Here is a 16,034-nt window from a genome sequence, read left to right on the forward strand (position 1 = left end):
GATCCACTTCAGTAATCGAGCCCGTTCTCAGTGTGCGGGGCGCAGGGCCGGGGCGAGGGCGAGGCGGTTGTCGGTGGGGTGGTGGCCTTCGGGGCTGAAAGGCGGGACGGAGGCGGAGAGGCAGTCGGCGATCAGGAGGCAGTCGTGTTGGCGGTCTTCGGGGTCGGCGGCGACCAGGGGCTCGCCGTCGGGGCCCCAGATACCGGAGTTCCCCTGGTACTGCCAGCAGCCTGCCGGAACCTGTTCCCAGCCGCGGCGGTTGGCGTAGGCGACGAACAGCCGCCAGATGCTGGCCATGGCGGGGATGATGTGGCGGGTGGCGTCCTGGTAGGGCACCTGGCTCATCGTCCCGTCGCTCAGGCGGAAGTGGCCATCGGCCGCTGTGGGGCCGAGTACGATCTTCGCTCCCCGCTCGGCAAGGTACTGGTAGAGCGGCGGGAACTCGCACTCGTAGCAGTTGAGGACGCCCACCTTGACATCGTTCAACGAGACGACGGGCGGCAGTTCCTGACCGAAGGAGTAGTTGCGCCGCTCAGCTGCCCCCTACAGGTGGGTCTTGCGATAGTTCGCCACTACTTGACCGTCGGAAGCGATGACGCTGATGGAGTCGTAGAAACTGGTGCCGTCGCGCTCGGGGTAGGGCAGGAGTACTGCGAGACCGTTCTCCTTGGCCGCCAGCCGGGCCCGCTCGACCGAAGGACCCTCGCGGTGTTCTGCCAGTTCCCGGCACTGATCGGGGCCGATGGCGTAGCCGGTGGTGTACTTCTCCGGGAACACCACCACCTGGCAGCCGTAGTCCGCAGCGAGTGCGGTGACCTCGGCCAGCCGCTCCAGGTTCTGTCGTACCGCCTCAGGGCTTCCGACCGGCCCCTGGCCCTGGTACAGGGCCACCCTCAGCCCCTCGCCAGGAGCAGGCGGAGTCCGCAGCGCGGAGCGGAACACGACACGAACAGGCTGCGTCTTCAACGACCGGTCTTTCCGTGATCGGCGATCCGTGCGACCGCCACCCCAGCAAGAACGAGCCGGCACGCTGCCAGACACCCCACCAGGCCGACGCGATCACGCATCCCGCCTGGCCATCAGACCTGAGGCCAATACGACACCGCCGGGGGAGGAACCCTGGCAGCGCAGCGCGTCCACCAGGCGGGCATCAAGGCGACACCCGATCGCCCGAGAGCCCTACCCGCTACAGAACGTCACTTTGGGACTGGCCGTCCACAGGGAACATCCGATGGCCGCTGTCATGACCAGCAGGGATGGAATCCGAGGGCTTGGAATCCGGGCGCCCTCAGTCTGAGCCTCTGTTCGAGTACCGGCGCCGCCGGGCGGACGGGTTGTGCTCGACTACCGCAACGCTCCAGGTCGGAGTGCTCAAGTACCTCAGATTCCTACAGGCGTCCAGGCCGGCTTTCATGAACAGAATTCCCGTGGGGAAGATCACGTCGGCTCCGACGGACTCCGTCAGGCCGTACGCGTCCAGATCCTCCCGCAGATCCTGCTTCACGCGGGCGAGGGCGAAGACGATGCCGCGGCCGGTCAGTTCGAGGCGCAGGGCGTCGACGGCGGCCAGGGCCCGGCGGTGGAAGTTGTCCGCGTTGGCGAAGAAGAGTGGGGAGTTGTAGCGGTAGACCAGCAGCCCGGGGATCGTACGGCCTCGGGGTAGTCGTCGGGAGTACGCCTGGGAGCGGGCGCCCGCCGAGGAGGTGAGCGCGGTGCGGCTGGCACTGTTGCTCACCGGGAAGCCGTGCATCGCGCCGGCGCCGAGGTTGGCCGCGCCCAGGGCGAGCAGTTCCTGGTTGGCGTCGAGCCCGGGGCGGTCGGTGAAGGCCCGTGCGGTGAGGATCCGTGCGCGGAGAAGCCGGGCAGGCCAGCCACGGCTGCCGTGGCGAGGATCACCGCCAGCAGGGGGCCGGGGACGGCGGGGAAGAGGCGGGCCACTGTGAAGACGAAGGCGAGCACAGCTGCGGCGAAGAGCAGCGTGGGCAGGTCGGTCTGCGACAAGTTCCGTACGAAGGATCACAGTTGGGGGAAGAACGCCGGGCCGGTCGTCCGTACCCCGGTGAGCTTGGGCAGCTGGTCCACGATCATGATCAGTGCCACGCCCGCCAGGTAGCCGACCAGGACCGAGCGCGAGAGCAGGTCCGCGACGAAGCCGAGCCGCACCGCCCGGGCCGCGACGCACAGCAGCCCGACCGTGACCGCGAGCGTGGCGGCCAGTACGGCGTACCGGCTCGGGTCACCGGCTGCGAGTGGGGCGATCACTGTCGCCGTCATCAGCGCCGTCGTGGACTCGGGCCCCACCGACAGCAACCGCGAGGAACCGAGCACCGCGTACAGGACGAGCGCGGGCAGGATCGCCCACAGCCCGGCGACCGGCGGCAGACCGGCCACACCCGCGTACGCCATCACCTGCGGCACGAGACGCAGCCACCGTCACCCCGGCCAGCAGGTCGCCGCGCAGCCAGGCGCGCCGGTAGCCGAGAAGCACGCCGAGCCCCGGCGTCAGCCGGCGCCACACCGGAACAGGTCTGCCCGAGCTGTTGGACATGGGCCTCCTTCTGCCGAAGGACCTCATGATCCACGCATGGACGGCCGACCGCGAGGAGCCGGGCCGTTCCGAGGGACATCCGGGCCCGCGTCCCGCCGCCCAACAGGCCCTCGGAACCGGGCCGTTCAGCCCTCCGGTCCCGGACCTTCGGCATCAGGCGACGCACGCTCCACGCCGCGAGAGTAAGTGGTGTCAGGCACCGCCCCGACCGTCCCCGAAGGGATCACCATCATGGCCGTGCACGAGCACCCTCACCGGCGCCCGGGCTTCCACCTGCCGTCCCCGCGCAGGAACCGGACCGCCTCCGCCTCCGAGTCCGCCGTGTCGGCACGCACCGACACGCACACCGTGCAGGCGTACGTCCTCGCCTCCCTGCGCCTGCTCACCGGGTTCGTCTTCCTGTGGGCGTTCCTCGACAAGACCTTCGGCTTCGGCTACGCGACCCCGTCCGGCAAGGGCTGGATCGACGGAGGCTCGCCCACCATGGGCTTCCTGGGCAACGTGGCCGTCGGGCCGATGGAGTCCACGTTCCACTCCTGGGCCGGGGACGCCTGGGCGAACTGGCTGTTCATGCTCGGTCTGCTGGGCATCGGCATCGCCCTGGTCAGCGGCATCGCGCTGCGGCTCGCCGCCGTCGCGGGCACCGTGATGATGGCGTTGCTGTGGATCGCCGAGTGGCCGCCGGCCAAGCACCTGTCCGACGGGTCGCTGAGCATGTCGACCAACCCGTTCGCCGACTACCACCTCATCTACGCCGTCGTCCTCATCGCCCTCGCGGCGGCCGGTGCCGGTGTCACCTGGGGCCTCGGCAAGCAGTGGGCCAAGCTCCCGTTCGTCAGCCGCAACCACTGGCTGCACTGACCGCGGGAGGGGCGGCGGGGTCCTCACGGGCCCCGCCGTCCTCTGCCGCCCCGCAGGCCCGTAGGGCCGGTCGGCCCCGGCAGGGGACCTGCGGCCCCTGCCCCTCGCACCCTCTCGCCACGACGCTGGAATCAGGCCCCCGATTCGGGCGGCCTCCTCGATCCGGGAGTTGGAGACCATGCCCCGCACCATCACCGTCGGCCTCGACGGCTCGCCCGAAAGCCGTGCCGCCGCCGAATGGGCGGCCCGTGAAGCCGCGCTGCGCGGACTGCCGCTGAAGATCGTCCACGTCTGGGAGCCGGTCCCGGCGCCCATGGCGCAGGCCCCACTCCTCGGCCCTGAGACACAGCAGCACTGGAGTGAACGCGTTCCGCGTGAGTCCGCCGAGGGGCTGCGTCTGCGCCACCCCGGGGTCGAGATCACCGCCGAGCAGATTCCCGGCGGCGCCAGTGAGGTTCTCTCGCGGCTGCCGGAGGACACCGAACTGCTCGTCCTGGGCTCACGCGGCATGAGCGGGATCGGGGGCTTCATGGTCGGCTCCGTCGCCATGATCGTCGTGGCACACGCCACTCAGCCCGTGGTCCTCGTCCGGGCCGGTGAACAGGCCGCCGACGAGCACGAGTTGGACCCGGCGGGCATCCCGTCCGCCGCCGCTCCCTTCCGGCCCGTCGTCCTCGGCCTGGACACCGACGGCCCCGATGATTCCGTCATCGAGTTCGCCTTCGCCGAGGCCGCCCGCCGATACACCTCCCTGCGGGTCGTTCACGGCTGGAACCCGCCGCCCTACTACGTCTACGGCCTCTCCGCCGACCCCGGCCTCCGTGCCGAACTCGGCAGGCAGCAGGCCGAGACCCTGGCCGAGGTACTGCTCCCGTGGCGGCAGAAGTTCCCCGCCGTCATCGTCACCGAGGAGTCCCGCTTCGGCCAGGCCGCCAACCACCTGGTCGACGCCTCCCACGAGGCATCCCTCGTCGTCGTGGGCCGCCGTGTCCGCCGCAATCCCTTCGGCGTCCACATCGGCCCCGTCACCCACTCCGTCCTGCACCATTCCACCGCCCCCGTCGCCGTCGTCGCGCACGGCTGACCCACCCCGAGGAGCAGACATCATGAAGGCAGCGGTCGTACGGGCGTTCGGTGAGCCCCTGGTCATCGAGGAACGCCCCGACCCCGAGCCCGGCCCCGGCCAGGTCCGGGTCCGGGTGGAGGCCTCCGGGCTGTGCCACACCGACATCCACGCGGCCCACGGCGACTGGCCGGTCAAGCCGAACCCGCCGTTCGTGCCCGGCCACGAGGGCGTCGGCCTCGTCGAGAAGCTCGGTGACGGCGTCACCCACCTCGCCGTGGGGCAGCGGGTCGCCGTGCCCTGGCTGGGCAGGGCGTGCGGGCGGTGCGAGCACTGTCTGTCCGGCTGGGAGACGCTGTGCGAGCAGCAGATCAACACCGGGTACGGCTGCGACGGCGGATACGCCGAGAAGATGCTCGCGTGGGCCGACTACGCCCAGCCGGTGTCCGACGGCATCAGCGCCCTCGAAGCCGCCCCGCTGACCTGCGCCGGCGTCACCACCTACAAGGCGCTCAAGGTCGCCGAGGTCAAGCCCTCGCAGCTCGTCGCAGTCTCCGGCATCGGCGGGCTCGGACACCTCGCCGTGCAGTACGCGAAGATCGCCGGGGCGACCGTGGCGGCCATCGACGTCAGCGACGAGAAGCTCCGGCTCGCGACGGAACTCGGCGCCGACATCGTCATCGACGCCCGCAAGGAGGACGTCGGCGAGGTGCTCCAGCGGCACGGCGGGGCGCACGCGGCCATCGCGCTCGCGGTGAACGAGGCGGCGTTCGCGGCGGCCAATTCCGGGCTGCGGCGCGGCGGAAAGCTCGTCATGGTGGCTCTTCCGGCGCACGGCACGATCCAGGTCCCGATCTTCGACACCGTTCTGCGCGGCACCTCGGTCATCGGGTCGATCGTCGGCACCCGGCAGGACCTCGCGGAGGTCTTTCAGCTGCACGCGGCCGGCCGCACGAAGGTCATCTACGAGACGCGCCCCCTCGCGACCGTCAACGAGTCCATGGAGGACGTCCTGCGCGGCACGGTCAAGGCCCGCATCGTCTTCGACCTCGGCTCTGGGAAGTGACGAGGATGACCGTGACGGAGCTGCCCCTGGTCGTGGGCGTCGACGGCTCCGAGCAGAGCTACGGGGCCGTGGACTGGGCGGCGGACGAGGCCGCCCTGCGCGGAGTGCCGCTGCGGCTGGTGTACGCCTCGCTGTGGGAGCGGTACGAGGGCGGCGCCCTGGCCCACGGCCTCGGCAGGACCACCGAGCAGATACTGGCCGACACGATCGTCGAGGCCGCGGCCGAGCGCGCTCACCGCCGTCAGCCGGACGTGAAGGTCACCACCGAGGTGCTGCCCGAGGGGCCCGTGACCGTGCTGCTGCGCGAGGGACGCGACGCCTCGGCGCTCGTGCTGGGCACGCGTGGTCGCAGCGGTGTCACCGAGCTGCTGCTCGGCTCGGTGAGCCTCGCGGTCGCCGGCCGCGCCGAGTGCCCGGTGATCGTGGTCGGCTGCGGCCCCGAGCGTCGGCCCAGGATCCGGACCGAGCAGCGCGTCGTGCTCGGCGTCGGCGCCGAGCCGAACCCGGCCGCCGTGGACTTCGCCTTCCGGGCGGCGGCCGACCGGGACGCGACGCTGCGCGCCGTACGGGCCTGGCGGTGCCCGGCACACGAGACCGTCGACCATCCCCTGCTCGCCGGAGAGCCCGCCCACCTGCACGAGCAGCAGGCCGCGGAGGTCCTGGAGGAGGCGCTGCGCGCCGCCGCCGCGGCGCATCCGTCGGTGCGGGTACGCCGGCAGACCGTCGAAGGACCCGCCCGTAGAGTGCTGGTGGAGGCCTCGGCCACCGCCGATCTCCTGGTCGTCGGCGCCCGCCGACGGCACGGGCATCACGGGCTCCAGCTCGGCAGGGCCGCCCACGCGGCCCTGCACCACTCCGCCTGCCCCGTCGCCGTCGTGCCCCAGCGGGCGTGAGGACTGTGGCCGGGTCAGAGGCCCGCCGCGTGATCGGGGACGTACGTCTGCAGATCACGCGGCGGGCGCATGTACCCGGTCGACGGCGGCCGGTCCGGCAGCTCAAGCACCGGCGGCGGGACCTCGTGGTAGGGGACCGTGCTCAGCAGGTGGGCGATCATGCTGAGGCGCGCCCGGCGCTTGTCGTCGCTCTCGACGACGTACCAGGGCGCCTCGGAGATGTCCGTGTGGACCAGCATCTCGTCCTTGGCGCGGGAGTACGCCTCCCAGCGGGTGATCGACTCCAGGTCCATCGGGGAGAGCTTCCAGCGCCGGGTCGGGTCCTTGAGACGCTGGCGGAACCGCTCCTGCTGGACCTCGTCGCTCACCGAGAACCAGTACTTGCGCAGTACGATGCCCGCCTCGATCAGCATCCGCTCGAAGATCGGGCACTGGCGGAGGAAGAGCTGGTACTCCTCCTTCGTACAGAAGCCCATCACGTGCTCGACACCGGCCCGGTTGTACCAGGAGCGGTCGAACAGCACGATCTCCCCGGCCGCCAGCAGCTGCTCGACGTACCGCTGGAAGTACCACTGCGTGCGCTGGCGCTCGGTCGGCTTCGGCAGTGCGGCGATCCGGGCCACTCGCGGATTGAGATGTTCCGCGACACGCTTGATGGTGCCGCCCTTGCCCGCCGCGTCCCGGCCCTCGAACACGACCACCAGCCGGGCGCCCTCCGCCCGGACTCACTCCTGAAGCTTCACCAGCTCCGTCTGCAGCCGCAGCAGCTCCGGCTCGTACACCTTGCGCGGCAGGGTCGCCGCCTTCTTGCCGGCCATGCCGCCTACACCGTCCGAGACCCACGTCGATGACTCAGGGAGCCACGATGCCCAGCGTCGAACACCAGGACAGCAGCACCGTACTGACCGACGACGAACTGCGCACCCTGCACGCCCACTGGCGGGCCGCCAACTATCTCGCCGCCGGCCAGATCTACCTCATGTCCAACCCCCTGCTGACCGAGCCCCTCAGGCCCGAGCACATCAAGCCGCGGCTGCTGGGCCATTGGGGCACCTCGCCCGGCCTCAACCTCGTGTACACGCATCTCAACCGGGTGATCAAGGCGCGCGGTCTCGACGCGCTGTGCGTATGGGGGCCGGGTCACGGCGGGCCGGCGGTGCTCGCGGGTTCCTGGCTGGAGGGCAGCTACAGCGAGACTTACCCGGACGTCTCGCGCGACGCGACGGGCATGGACCGGCTCTTCAGGCAGTTCTCGTTCCCCGGCGGCGTGCCCAGCCATGTCGCACCGGAGACACCCGGCTCGATCCACGAGGGCGGCGAGCTCGGCTACTCGCTCGCGCACGCGTACGGTGCCGCGTTCGACAACCCGGATCTGCTGGTCGCCTGCGTGATCGGTGACGGGGAGGCGGAGACCGGGCCGCTGGCCGCCGCCTGGCATTCCAACAAGTTCCTCGATCCCCTCCACGACGGTGCGGTCCTGCCGATCCTGCACCTGAACGGCTACAAGATCGCCAACCCGACCGTGCTGTCCCGCCTCCCGGAGAGCGAACTCGACCAGCTGCTGCGCGGGTACGGACACGTTCCCATCCATGTCACCGGCGACGACCCGATGCAGGTCCACCGTGCGATGGCCGCCGCCTTCGACCAGGCGCTGGAGCACATCGCACTGCTCCAGGCGTCGGCCCGCGAGGATGGCGTGACCGAGCGCGTGCACTGGCCGGTGATCTTGCTGCGTACACCCAAGGGCTGGACCGGGCCCGCCGAGGTCGACGGGGTCCCGGTCGAAGGCACCTGGCGGGCGCACCAGGTGCCGCTGTCCGGAGTGCGCGAAAACCCCGGCCACCTGCGGCAGTTGGAGGCCTGGCTGCGCTCGTACCGCCCCGAGGAACTCTTCGACGCCGACGGGCGGCCCACCGCCGACGTCCTCGCGTGCGTCCCGGAGGGCGCCAAGCGCCTGGGCTCCACGTCCTACGCCAACGGCGGGCTGCTCGTCCGCGAGCTGCCGATCCCGTCCCTCGACCGCTTCGCCGTCCCCGTCGACAAACCGGGCGTCACCCTGCACGAGCCCACCCGGATCCTCGGCGACTTCCTCGAACAGGTCATGCACGACACGGCGGAACGGCGCGACTTCCGTGTCGTGGGCCCCGACGAGACGGCCTCCAACCGGCTGCAGGCCGTCTTCAACGCGAGCGGCAAGGCCTGGCAGGCCGAACACCTGCCGGTCGACGAGCACCTGGACCGGCACGGCCGGGTGATGGAGATCCTCTCCGAACACACCTGCCAGGGCTGGCTGGAGGGCTATCTCCTCACCGGCCGGCACGGACTGTTTCTCCTGCTACGAAGCCTTCGTCCACATCGTCGACTCGATGGTCAACCAGCACATCAAGTGGCTGCGCACATCAAGGGAGTTGGCGTGGCGGGCCCCGATCGCCTCCCTCAACTACCTGCTGACGTCCCATGTCTGGCGCCAGGACCACAACGGCTTCTCGCACCAGGACCCCGGCTTCGTTGACCACGTCCTCAACAAGAGCCCCGAGGTCGTCCGGGTGTACCTGCCGCCGGACGCCAACACCCTGCTGTCGGTGGCCGATCACGCCCTGCGCAGCCGCGACTACGTCAACGTGATCGTCGCGGGCAAACAGCCCTGCTTCGACTGGCTGTCCCTGGACCAGGCCCGCGCCCACTGCGCCCGCGGCGCCGGGATCTGGGACTGGGCGGGCACCGAGAACGGCGGCGAACCGGATGTCGTGCTGGGCTGCGCCGGTGACGTCCCGACACAGGAAGTCCTCGCCGCCGCACAGCTGTTGTGCCGTCACCTGCCTGAACTGGCCGTCCGGGTCGTGAACGTCGTCGACCTGGCCCGGCTGCTACCGCGCGAGGAACCCGCACGGGATGAGCGACTTCGAGTAAGACGGCCTGTTCACGACCGACAAACCGGTGATCTTCGCCTACCACGGCTACCCCTGGCTGATCCACCGCCTCGCCTACCGCCGCACCGGCCACCACAACCTGCACGTACGCGGCTACAAGGAGTCCGGCACCACGACCACACCCTTCGACATGGTGGTCCGCAACGACCTCGACCGCTACCGCCTCGTCATGGACGTCATCGACCGCGTCCCCGGCCTCGCCGTGCGCGCCGCCGCCGTACGCCAGACGATGGCCGACGCCCGCACCCGCCACCACGCCTGGAGCCGCGAACACGGCACCGACCTGCCCGAGGTCGCCGACTGGACCTGGAACGCCTGAGACGCACAAACAGCGGTACGGCTGTGCCCCGCGGCTCGTGGGGACGGCCGTACCGCTCTTTGCGCTCCGAATCCTTGCGCTCCGAACCGTCGATCGCCGTGACCGGGGACCAGCAGGATTTAGGGCCGACCGGCCCCCGGTCGAGCCCCGGACAGCCCATGGGATCACCCGCCGATCCGCTGGATGCTCAAGGTGTCGAGAGGCCTGGAGGAGACCCGCGATGACGCACGACGTACTCAGCCGCCCCCCTGTCCACGCCCTGCTGTCGGACGGCACCACCGTGTGCATACGTCCCGTGACACCGGGAGACCACGATCAGCTGCAGGGGCTCTACGAGGAGATGTCCCCGGAGAACCTGCGTCTGCGGTTCTTCGCGGCGAGCCGGCGGTCGGCCGTCATGGCCGCCGACCGGGCCTGCGCACCGGCACGAACCGGATACCGGGCCCTGCTGGCCGAGGTGACGGGGCAGGTGGTCGGTCTCGCCGAGTACGACGCCGTCGGCGCGGACGACTCGGCCGAGATCTCCATCGCCGTCGCCGACGGACTGCACCACCGCGGGGTCGGCACACTGCTTGTCGAGCACCTGGTCTCGGCGGCCCGGGCGGAGGGTATCCGCACTTTCACGGCCGACGCGCTGCGCGAGAACCACGAGGTGCTCCGGCTCTTCACCGACCTCGGCCTGCACATCGACCGGCGCTTCGACGGCCCGGAGACGAGCTGTGCCATCGCGCTCGACGAGGACGAGACCTACCTCTCGGCCGTCGAGGCGCGCGGCCGGACCGCCGACGTGGCCAGCCTGGAGCCGTTGCTGCGCCCGCACACGGTCGCCGTCGTCGGAGCGGGACGCAGGCCGGGGTCGGTGGGCCGGGCGGTTCTGCACCATCTGCACGCGGGCGGATTCACCGGGCGTCTGTTCGCGGTGAATCCGCGTGTCACCTCGATCCTCGGTGTGCCGTCCCATCCCTCCGTCGGCGCGCTGCCCAAAACCCCCGATCTCGTGATCGTGGCGGTGCCCGCTGCGGCCGTCGCGGTCACCGCAGAGGAGTGCGGCAAGGCCGGAGTGCGGGCGCTGCTCGTCGTCTCCGCGGGACTGGACAGCGTCCAGGCCGGGGCGTTGCTGGCGGCCTGCCGGATGTACGGCATGCGTCTCGTCGGCCCCAACTGCCTGGGCATCTCCAACACCGAACCCGGACTGCGGCTCGACGCGACCTTTGCCGCCGAGCATCCGCGCCCGGGCACGGCGGGTGTCGCCGTGCAGTCCGGTGGCGTCGGCATCGCGCTGCTCGACGGGCTCTCCCGTCTCGGCATCGGCGTCTCGACCTTCGCCTCCCTCGGCGACAAGTACGACGTCAGCGGCAACGACATGCTCCAGTGGTGGGAGAGCGACGGCCGCACCGAGATCGCGTTGCTGCACCTGGAGTCGTTCGGCAATCCGCGGGCCTTCTCCCGTACCGCCCGCCGGGCGACCCGCCGTTTCCCCGTGCTGACGGTCGACGCGGGCCGCACCGGCGCGGGGCGGCGCGCGGCGGCCTCGCACACCGCTGCCGCCGCCACCCGGACCATGACCCGGCAGGCACTGTTCACCCAGGCCGGCATCACCGCGACCCGCTCGGTCGGCGAACTCCTCGAAACCGCTGCCCTGTTGCACTCCCAGCCGCTCCCGACGGGCACCCGCGTCGCCATCGTCACCAACGCGGGCGGCGCCGGTGTCCTCGCGGCCGACGCCTGCGCGGAGGCCGGGCTCGCGCTCCCTCCGTTCACCCCGGAGGCCGTCGACGACCTGCTCGCCGTACTGCCCGACGGGGCCGCCGTCGGCAACCCCGTGGACGCCACCGCGGCGGTGACGGAAGAGCAGCTCAGCGAGTGCGTGGACCGGATCCTGGGGTACCCGGGCATCGACGCCGTCCTGCTGGCCCTCGTTCCCACCGCGGTCGCAGAGGCGACCGGCGACGACCTGATTCGGGCCCTGACCCGTGCCCCGGCACGCCGGGCGCGACCGGTCGCCGCGATACGTCTGGAACAGGGTGAGCCGGTCCGGTTGCTGCCCACCCCCGACGGCGGCACGATTCCCTCGTACGCCGAACCGCAGGCGGCAGCACGGGCATTGGCCCATGCCGCACAGCGCGCGGCCTGGCTGAGCCGCCCCGCCGGAACGATCCCGGACCTCCAAGGCGTCGACACCGAGCGAGCCCACACGGTCGTCGACGACTACCTCGCCGCGAACACCGACGGCGGCTGGCTCGACCCGCGCACTTGCGCCGACCTCCTGTCCTGCTACGGCATCCCCCAACTGCCCTGGGCCTGGGCCGAGACCGAGGACGATGCCGTCACCGCCGCCGACCGGCTGCGCGGCACCGACGGACGGGTCGTCATGAAGGCCCACTGGCCGGGACTGGTGCACAAGAGCGAGCAGCACGCCGTCCACCTCGACCTCCAGGGCGACTCCCAAGTACGCGCCGCCTTCCGGGACTTCGAGACACGGTTCGCGGGGCTGATGACCGGAGTGGTCGTCCAGCCGCTGGCCGCGCGCGGCACCGAGCTGTTCGCGGGCGTCGTCCAGGACGAGGTCTTCGGCCCGCTCGTCCTGTTCGGGCTCGGCGGGACCGCCACCGAGGTACTGGCCGACCATGCCGCCCGGCTCGCCCCCCTTACGGACCATGACGTACGCGACCTGATCACCGCCCCGCGCTGTGCCCCTCTGCTGTTCGGCGCGCGCGGCAGCGGACCGGTCGATCTCGACGGCCTCGAACAGCTGCTGCTGCGGCTGTCCCGCATGGCGAGCGACCTGCCGCAGCTGGCCGAGGCCGACTTCAACCCCGTGCTCGCGACACCGGGCGGAGTCAGCGTGCTCGACGCACGGCTGCGCCTGTTGCCCCGCAGGCCCCAGGACCCCTATCTGCGCCGACTTCGGTGAGGAAGGAACGGACATGAAGCACAACAAGGTCGGCTCCGTGATGACGACGGAGGTCGTCCGGGCCGAGTACGGCACCCCGTTCAAGGAGGTGGCGCGGCTTCTCGCCGACCACCGCATCAGCGGACTGCCCGTCGTCGACGAGGACGACCACGTCATCGGAGTCATCTCCGAAACGGATCTGATGGTCCGGCAGGCGGCGACCCCGGACCCGTACGAACCGCCGAGGCACCGCTTCGGGCTCGCCGGTCTGACGCGCGGTGCCAGGCGGCAGGCCGTGAAGGCGAAGGCCCGTACCGCAGGACACCTGATGACCGAGCCGCCTGTCGTCGCGCACGCCGAGGACACCATCGTCCAGGCCGCCCGGACCATGGCACAGCGGCGCGTGGAACGGCTGCCGGTGCTGGACGAGGAGAACCGGCTGGTCGGCATCGTCACCCGGCGCGACCTGCTTCAGGTCTTCCTGCGGCCCGACGCGGAGATCCGCACCGAGGTGATCGACGAAGTGCTGGTTCGCACGCTGTGGCTGGCGCCGAGCGGCGTCGACGTCTCCGTCACGGAAGGCGTCGTCACGCTGGCCGGCCACATGGAGCGCAGGACCGAGACCGAGATCGCTGTCTCCATGACCCGGCAGATCGACGGAGTGGTCGGCGTGGTCGACCAGCTCACCTACCGGCTGGACGACGCGCATCTGCGCCCCGACGAGCCGGCCGTGCACGGCGTGGCCGACGACTGGCTTCGCAAGCTCTGATGTGAGAGGAGGGATCGCCATGCCCAGCAGCGTGTTGGTCGCCTACGGAACGACGAACGGATCCACCGCGGAGATCGCCGAGGCCGTGGCCAAGGTTCTGCGCGAGGACGGGCTGACGGTCGACGTGCTGCCCGCCGAGTCCGTGGCGAGTGTGGCGTCGTACGAGGCCGTGGTGGTCGGAGGAGGTGTGTACGCCGGGCGCTGGCAGAAGGACGCCCGCCGCTTCCTCCGCCGTCACCGTCGCGCACTGGCCGGACGCCCGCTGTGGATGTTCAGCAGCGGCCCGCTCGACGCCTCGGCCTCGGAACGGGACATCCCGCCGGTGCCCGGCGTGAAGAGGGCCATGGTCCGGCTCGACGCCAGGGAACACGTCACCTTCGGGGGCTGCCTCGAAGAGGGCGCGAAGGGATTCATCGCCCGGAAGATCATTTCCTCCGGCAAGGGCGGCGACTTCCGGGACTTCACCGAGATCGAGGCGTGGGCGAAGCGCATCGCGGGTGAGTTGGCACGAGCGTAGAAGGGACGGTGCTGCCGGGCCCGCGCCGATCGGTCGGCGCGGTCCCGGCCTTTGTTCGCATTCGGGTTCGCATTCGGGCATGAGGCTTACCAGGGCACCACGGCGACAGGGCACTCGGCATCCCGTAGCAGGGCCCGTGTGATGCCTGCCGACCCGCTGCCGGCACGTCGTCCGACCACCATGAGCGCGGCACTCGCCGAGTTGCGGATCAGGGCATGCGCCGGGGCGAACAGGACGACGTCTTCGAGCACCCGCACCCCGGGGTACGTCGCGCGCCACGGCCGCAGCACGTCGGCGAGCAGCTGCACCTCGTGATCCTCCCAGGCGCCCCGGTCCTCCTCCGGTATGCCGAAGGGCAGTTCGGCGGCACAGGAGGGGAGGCTCCAGGCATGCACGGCGCGCAGACGTACGTGCGTCGTCAGAGCGGTTTCGAAGGCGAAGTCGATGGCTGCCGCCGCCGGTTCACGAGCGTCCACGCCGAGCACGACCTCGTGTCGGCGGTGCGGCAGGGCTCCGAGGCCGGGATCGTCCGGCACCAGCACGACGGGACAGGAGGACGCTCCGACGACGGCGAGAGCGGCCGATTCCCGTGTGGGACCGGCGGCACGGCCCTCTCCGGGCATGCCGAGGACGACCATCTTCGCCTGGCCCAGGATGCTGGCTCGCAGATGGTCGACAGTCAGAAGCGGCAGTCCACGCAGTCGTGCCTCATGGGCGGCCCAGCCGGCCACCACACCCTCGTGATCCGATCGGTCGATACGGGCAACGATCGTCCGGTCCATGACGTCCGCCTCTCCGGCATCAGGAGAGATGCCGTCTCGCAGGTCAGCCGAGCTCGACCGTGACTTCGGGAGGCTGCCGCAGCGTGTTGTGCACGGTGCAGTGGCCGACCACCGCGCGCAGCGCCTGCTGTTGGTCCGGATTCAGCTCCACCGGCAGCAGGACGCGCATGCGTACGGACGCGACCCGGGCGGGCCGGTCGTCGGCCATGGTGAAGTCGGCCTTGACCCGAAGACGTTCGTACGGCAGGTGGTGGCGCTGGAGGAAGCGCCCCGCGTAGTAGGCCACGCAGGACGCCAGGGAGGCGACGAAGAGCTCTACCGGGGTGGGCCCTTCGTTGTCGCCGCCGGCCTCGGCCGGCTGGTCGACGGTGAGTTCGTGGTCGCGTACGAAGACCGCGAACGCCTGGTTCCTGAGCTGGGTGACCTCCACGCGTCCGGGTGGCCGCGCGACGGCTCGGCCGCGGCGCGGGACCTGTGAGTCGTGGGCGGGCGAGGTTTTGTTCATCACCGCACCTCCTGCGGTTGTCGCGGACTGCTCGGCTCAAGGAGCCCGCATCTTCGTACTCTCATCGTCCGGCGACATCCCGCTGACGGAGATGGGCCGGTCGTCCCCCATGGGTGACGACCGGCCCTGGTGCAGGGGCGTTCGGGCATTCGGTGTGACCCGCACGCAGGGTGCCCGGCGGGAACAGCGCGTCGGTCACTCGTCGGTCCAGATATCCGAGATACGCCGTGAGGCGAGGTCGGAGCGGACCAGCAGGCGCGTGTGGTGGATCTCGTGCCCGGGGTCGTCCCAGGTGAGGGTGACACGGCTCCAGCAATGGCCCATGCCGCTGTCGTTGTAGGCGACGCTCCACCTGATGGGAACACCCTTGGCGCGCAGCACGCCGTCCCCTCGGTGAGCGGCCTCCCAGCGGATCAGGCCGGCGCACAGCTCGGTGGTGAGGTAGTGGTGGCGGAGCGCGTGGGCCAACTGTCCGCGACCGAGGTCGTGTAGGGCGTCCGTGTACGCGCCGTAGAAGTCGGCGACGTGGCCGACGACGGACTGTGGGCTGCCCTCGCGGGTCGGCACGGCAGCCTCGGAAGGGGTGCCGGGCGGTATGGCCGAGGCGGGTTGCCTGGGAGCCGGTACCGTGGCGCCCGGTGCGAGGCGGCGGAGCGCGCGGGTCGTGGTCATGGAACTCTCCTGCCCTGTCTGGAGCACGACGGTTGGGTGCTCACTTTCGAGTACAGCGTGGTGAGGGGGCGGGCACGAGGGCCAAGTGGCTTGTCCGTCCGGTCCGTTCGGCCTCTGAGCAAGACTGCGGGCAGGGCAGGGACCGCGGAACGGCCGGCGCCCCGCCTCATGAGCGGGGTCGTCGAGCGATTCCCTGAACGCGACCGTGGGTGAACG

At 70.9% G+C, this 16,034-nt stretch carries 10 protein-coding genes and 4 pseudogenes; 8 read left to right on the forward strand and 6 right to left on the reverse strand.

Annotation, left to right across the window (positions count from 1 at the left end; all coding sequences use genetic code 11):
• Positions 1-27 precede the first annotated feature (27 nt).
• Both OG622_RS45405 and OG622_RS45410 read right to left on the reverse strand, forming a co-directional pair.
• Positions 28-1,041: pseudogene (locus OG622_RS45405) on the reverse strand (nitrilase-related carbon-nitrogen hydrolase).
• Positions 1,042-1,288: 247 nt separating this feature from the next.
• Positions 1,289-2,548 (reverse strand): annotated as a pseudogene (locus OG622_RS45410) (SulP family inorganic anion transporter).
• Positions 2,549-2,779: 231 nt separating this feature from the next.
• Here OG622_RS45410 and OG622_RS45415 point away from each other — a divergent pair.
• The 4 genes from OG622_RS45415 (at position 2,780) to OG622_RS45430 (ending at position 6,431) form a co-directional block, all read left to right on the forward strand.
• Entirely contained in the window at positions 2,780-3,409 is a 630-nt protein-coding gene (locus OG622_RS45415) for a hypothetical protein (protein ID WP_371584424.1), read from the forward strand.
• A 178-nt stretch (positions 3,410-3,587) separates the two neighbouring features.
• Positions 3,588-4,493, forward strand: a complete 906-nt coding sequence (locus tag OG622_RS45420; RefSeq protein ID WP_086746873.1) for a universal stress protein — start codon at positions 3,588-3,590, stop codon at positions 4,491-4,493.
• Positions 4,494-4,515: 22 nt separating this feature from the next.
• The gene (gene adhP / locus OG622_RS45425) at positions 4,516-5,538 is read left to right on the forward strand and encodes an alcohol dehydrogenase AdhP (protein ID WP_319069384.1); all 1,023 of its coding nucleotides are present in this window, start codon (positions 4,516-4,518) and stop codon (positions 5,536-5,538) included.
• 5 nt (positions 5,539-5,543) lie between these two features.
• Entirely contained in the window at positions 5,544-6,431 is an 888-nt protein-coding gene (locus OG622_RS45430) for a universal stress protein (RefSeq protein ID WP_371582961.1), read from the forward strand.
• 14 nt (positions 6,432-6,445) lie between these two features.
• On the opposite strand, the pseudogene ppk2 reads toward OG622_RS45430, so the two are convergent.
• A pseudogene (ppk2, locus tag OG622_RS45435) lies at positions 6,446-7,249 on the reverse strand (polyphosphate kinase 2).
• Between the two features lie 47 nt (positions 7,250-7,296).
• Between ppk2 and OG622_RS45440 the strand changes: the two are divergent.
• From OG622_RS45440 to OG622_RS45455, 4 genes and pseudogenes are all read left to right on the forward strand, one after another.
• Positions 7,297-9,680, forward strand: a pseudogene (locus tag OG622_RS45440) (phosphoketolase).
• A 220-nt stretch (positions 9,681-9,900) separates the two neighbouring features.
• Positions 9,901-12,594, forward strand: a complete 2,694-nt coding sequence (locus OG622_RS45445) for a GNAT family N-acetyltransferase (RefSeq protein ID WP_371582962.1) — start codon at positions 9,901-9,903, stop codon at positions 12,592-12,594.
• A 13-nt stretch (positions 12,595-12,607) separates the two neighbouring features.
• Positions 12,608-13,342, forward strand: a complete 735-nt coding sequence (locus OG622_RS45450; protein ID WP_371582964.1) for a CBS domain-containing protein — start codon at positions 12,608-12,610, stop codon at positions 13,340-13,342.
• Between the two features lie 19 nt (positions 13,343-13,361).
• A complete protein-coding gene (locus OG622_RS45455; protein WP_371582966.1) occupies positions 13,362-13,859 on the forward strand; it encodes a flavodoxin domain-containing protein in 498 nt (165 codons plus the stop codon).
• An 86-nt stretch (positions 13,860-13,945) separates the two neighbouring features.
• Here OG622_RS45455 and OG622_RS45460 read toward each other — a convergent pair whose 3' ends face one another.
• The 3 genes from OG622_RS45460 to OG622_RS45470 form a co-directional block, all read right to left on the reverse strand.
• Entirely contained in the window at positions 13,946-14,641 is a 696-nt protein-coding gene (locus tag OG622_RS45460) for a universal stress protein (RefSeq protein ID WP_371582968.1), read from the reverse strand.
• Positions 14,642-14,684: 43 nt separating this feature from the next.
• Positions 14,685-15,146, reverse strand: a complete 462-nt coding sequence (locus OG622_RS45465; protein ID WP_371582970.1) for an OsmC family protein — start codon at positions 15,144-15,146, stop codon at positions 14,685-14,687.
• 195 nt (positions 15,147-15,341) lie between these two features.
• On the reverse strand, positions 15,342-15,818 hold the full coding sequence (locus tag OG622_RS45470; RefSeq protein ID WP_371582972.1) for a hypothetical protein: 477 nt from the start codon (positions 15,816-15,818) through the stop codon (positions 15,342-15,344).
• Positions 15,819-16,034: the final 216 nt, after the last annotated feature.

Source organism: Streptomyces sp. NBC_01314 (assembly GCF_041435215.1).
GTDB lineage: Bacteria > Actinomycetota > Actinomycetes > Streptomycetales > Streptomycetaceae > Streptomyces.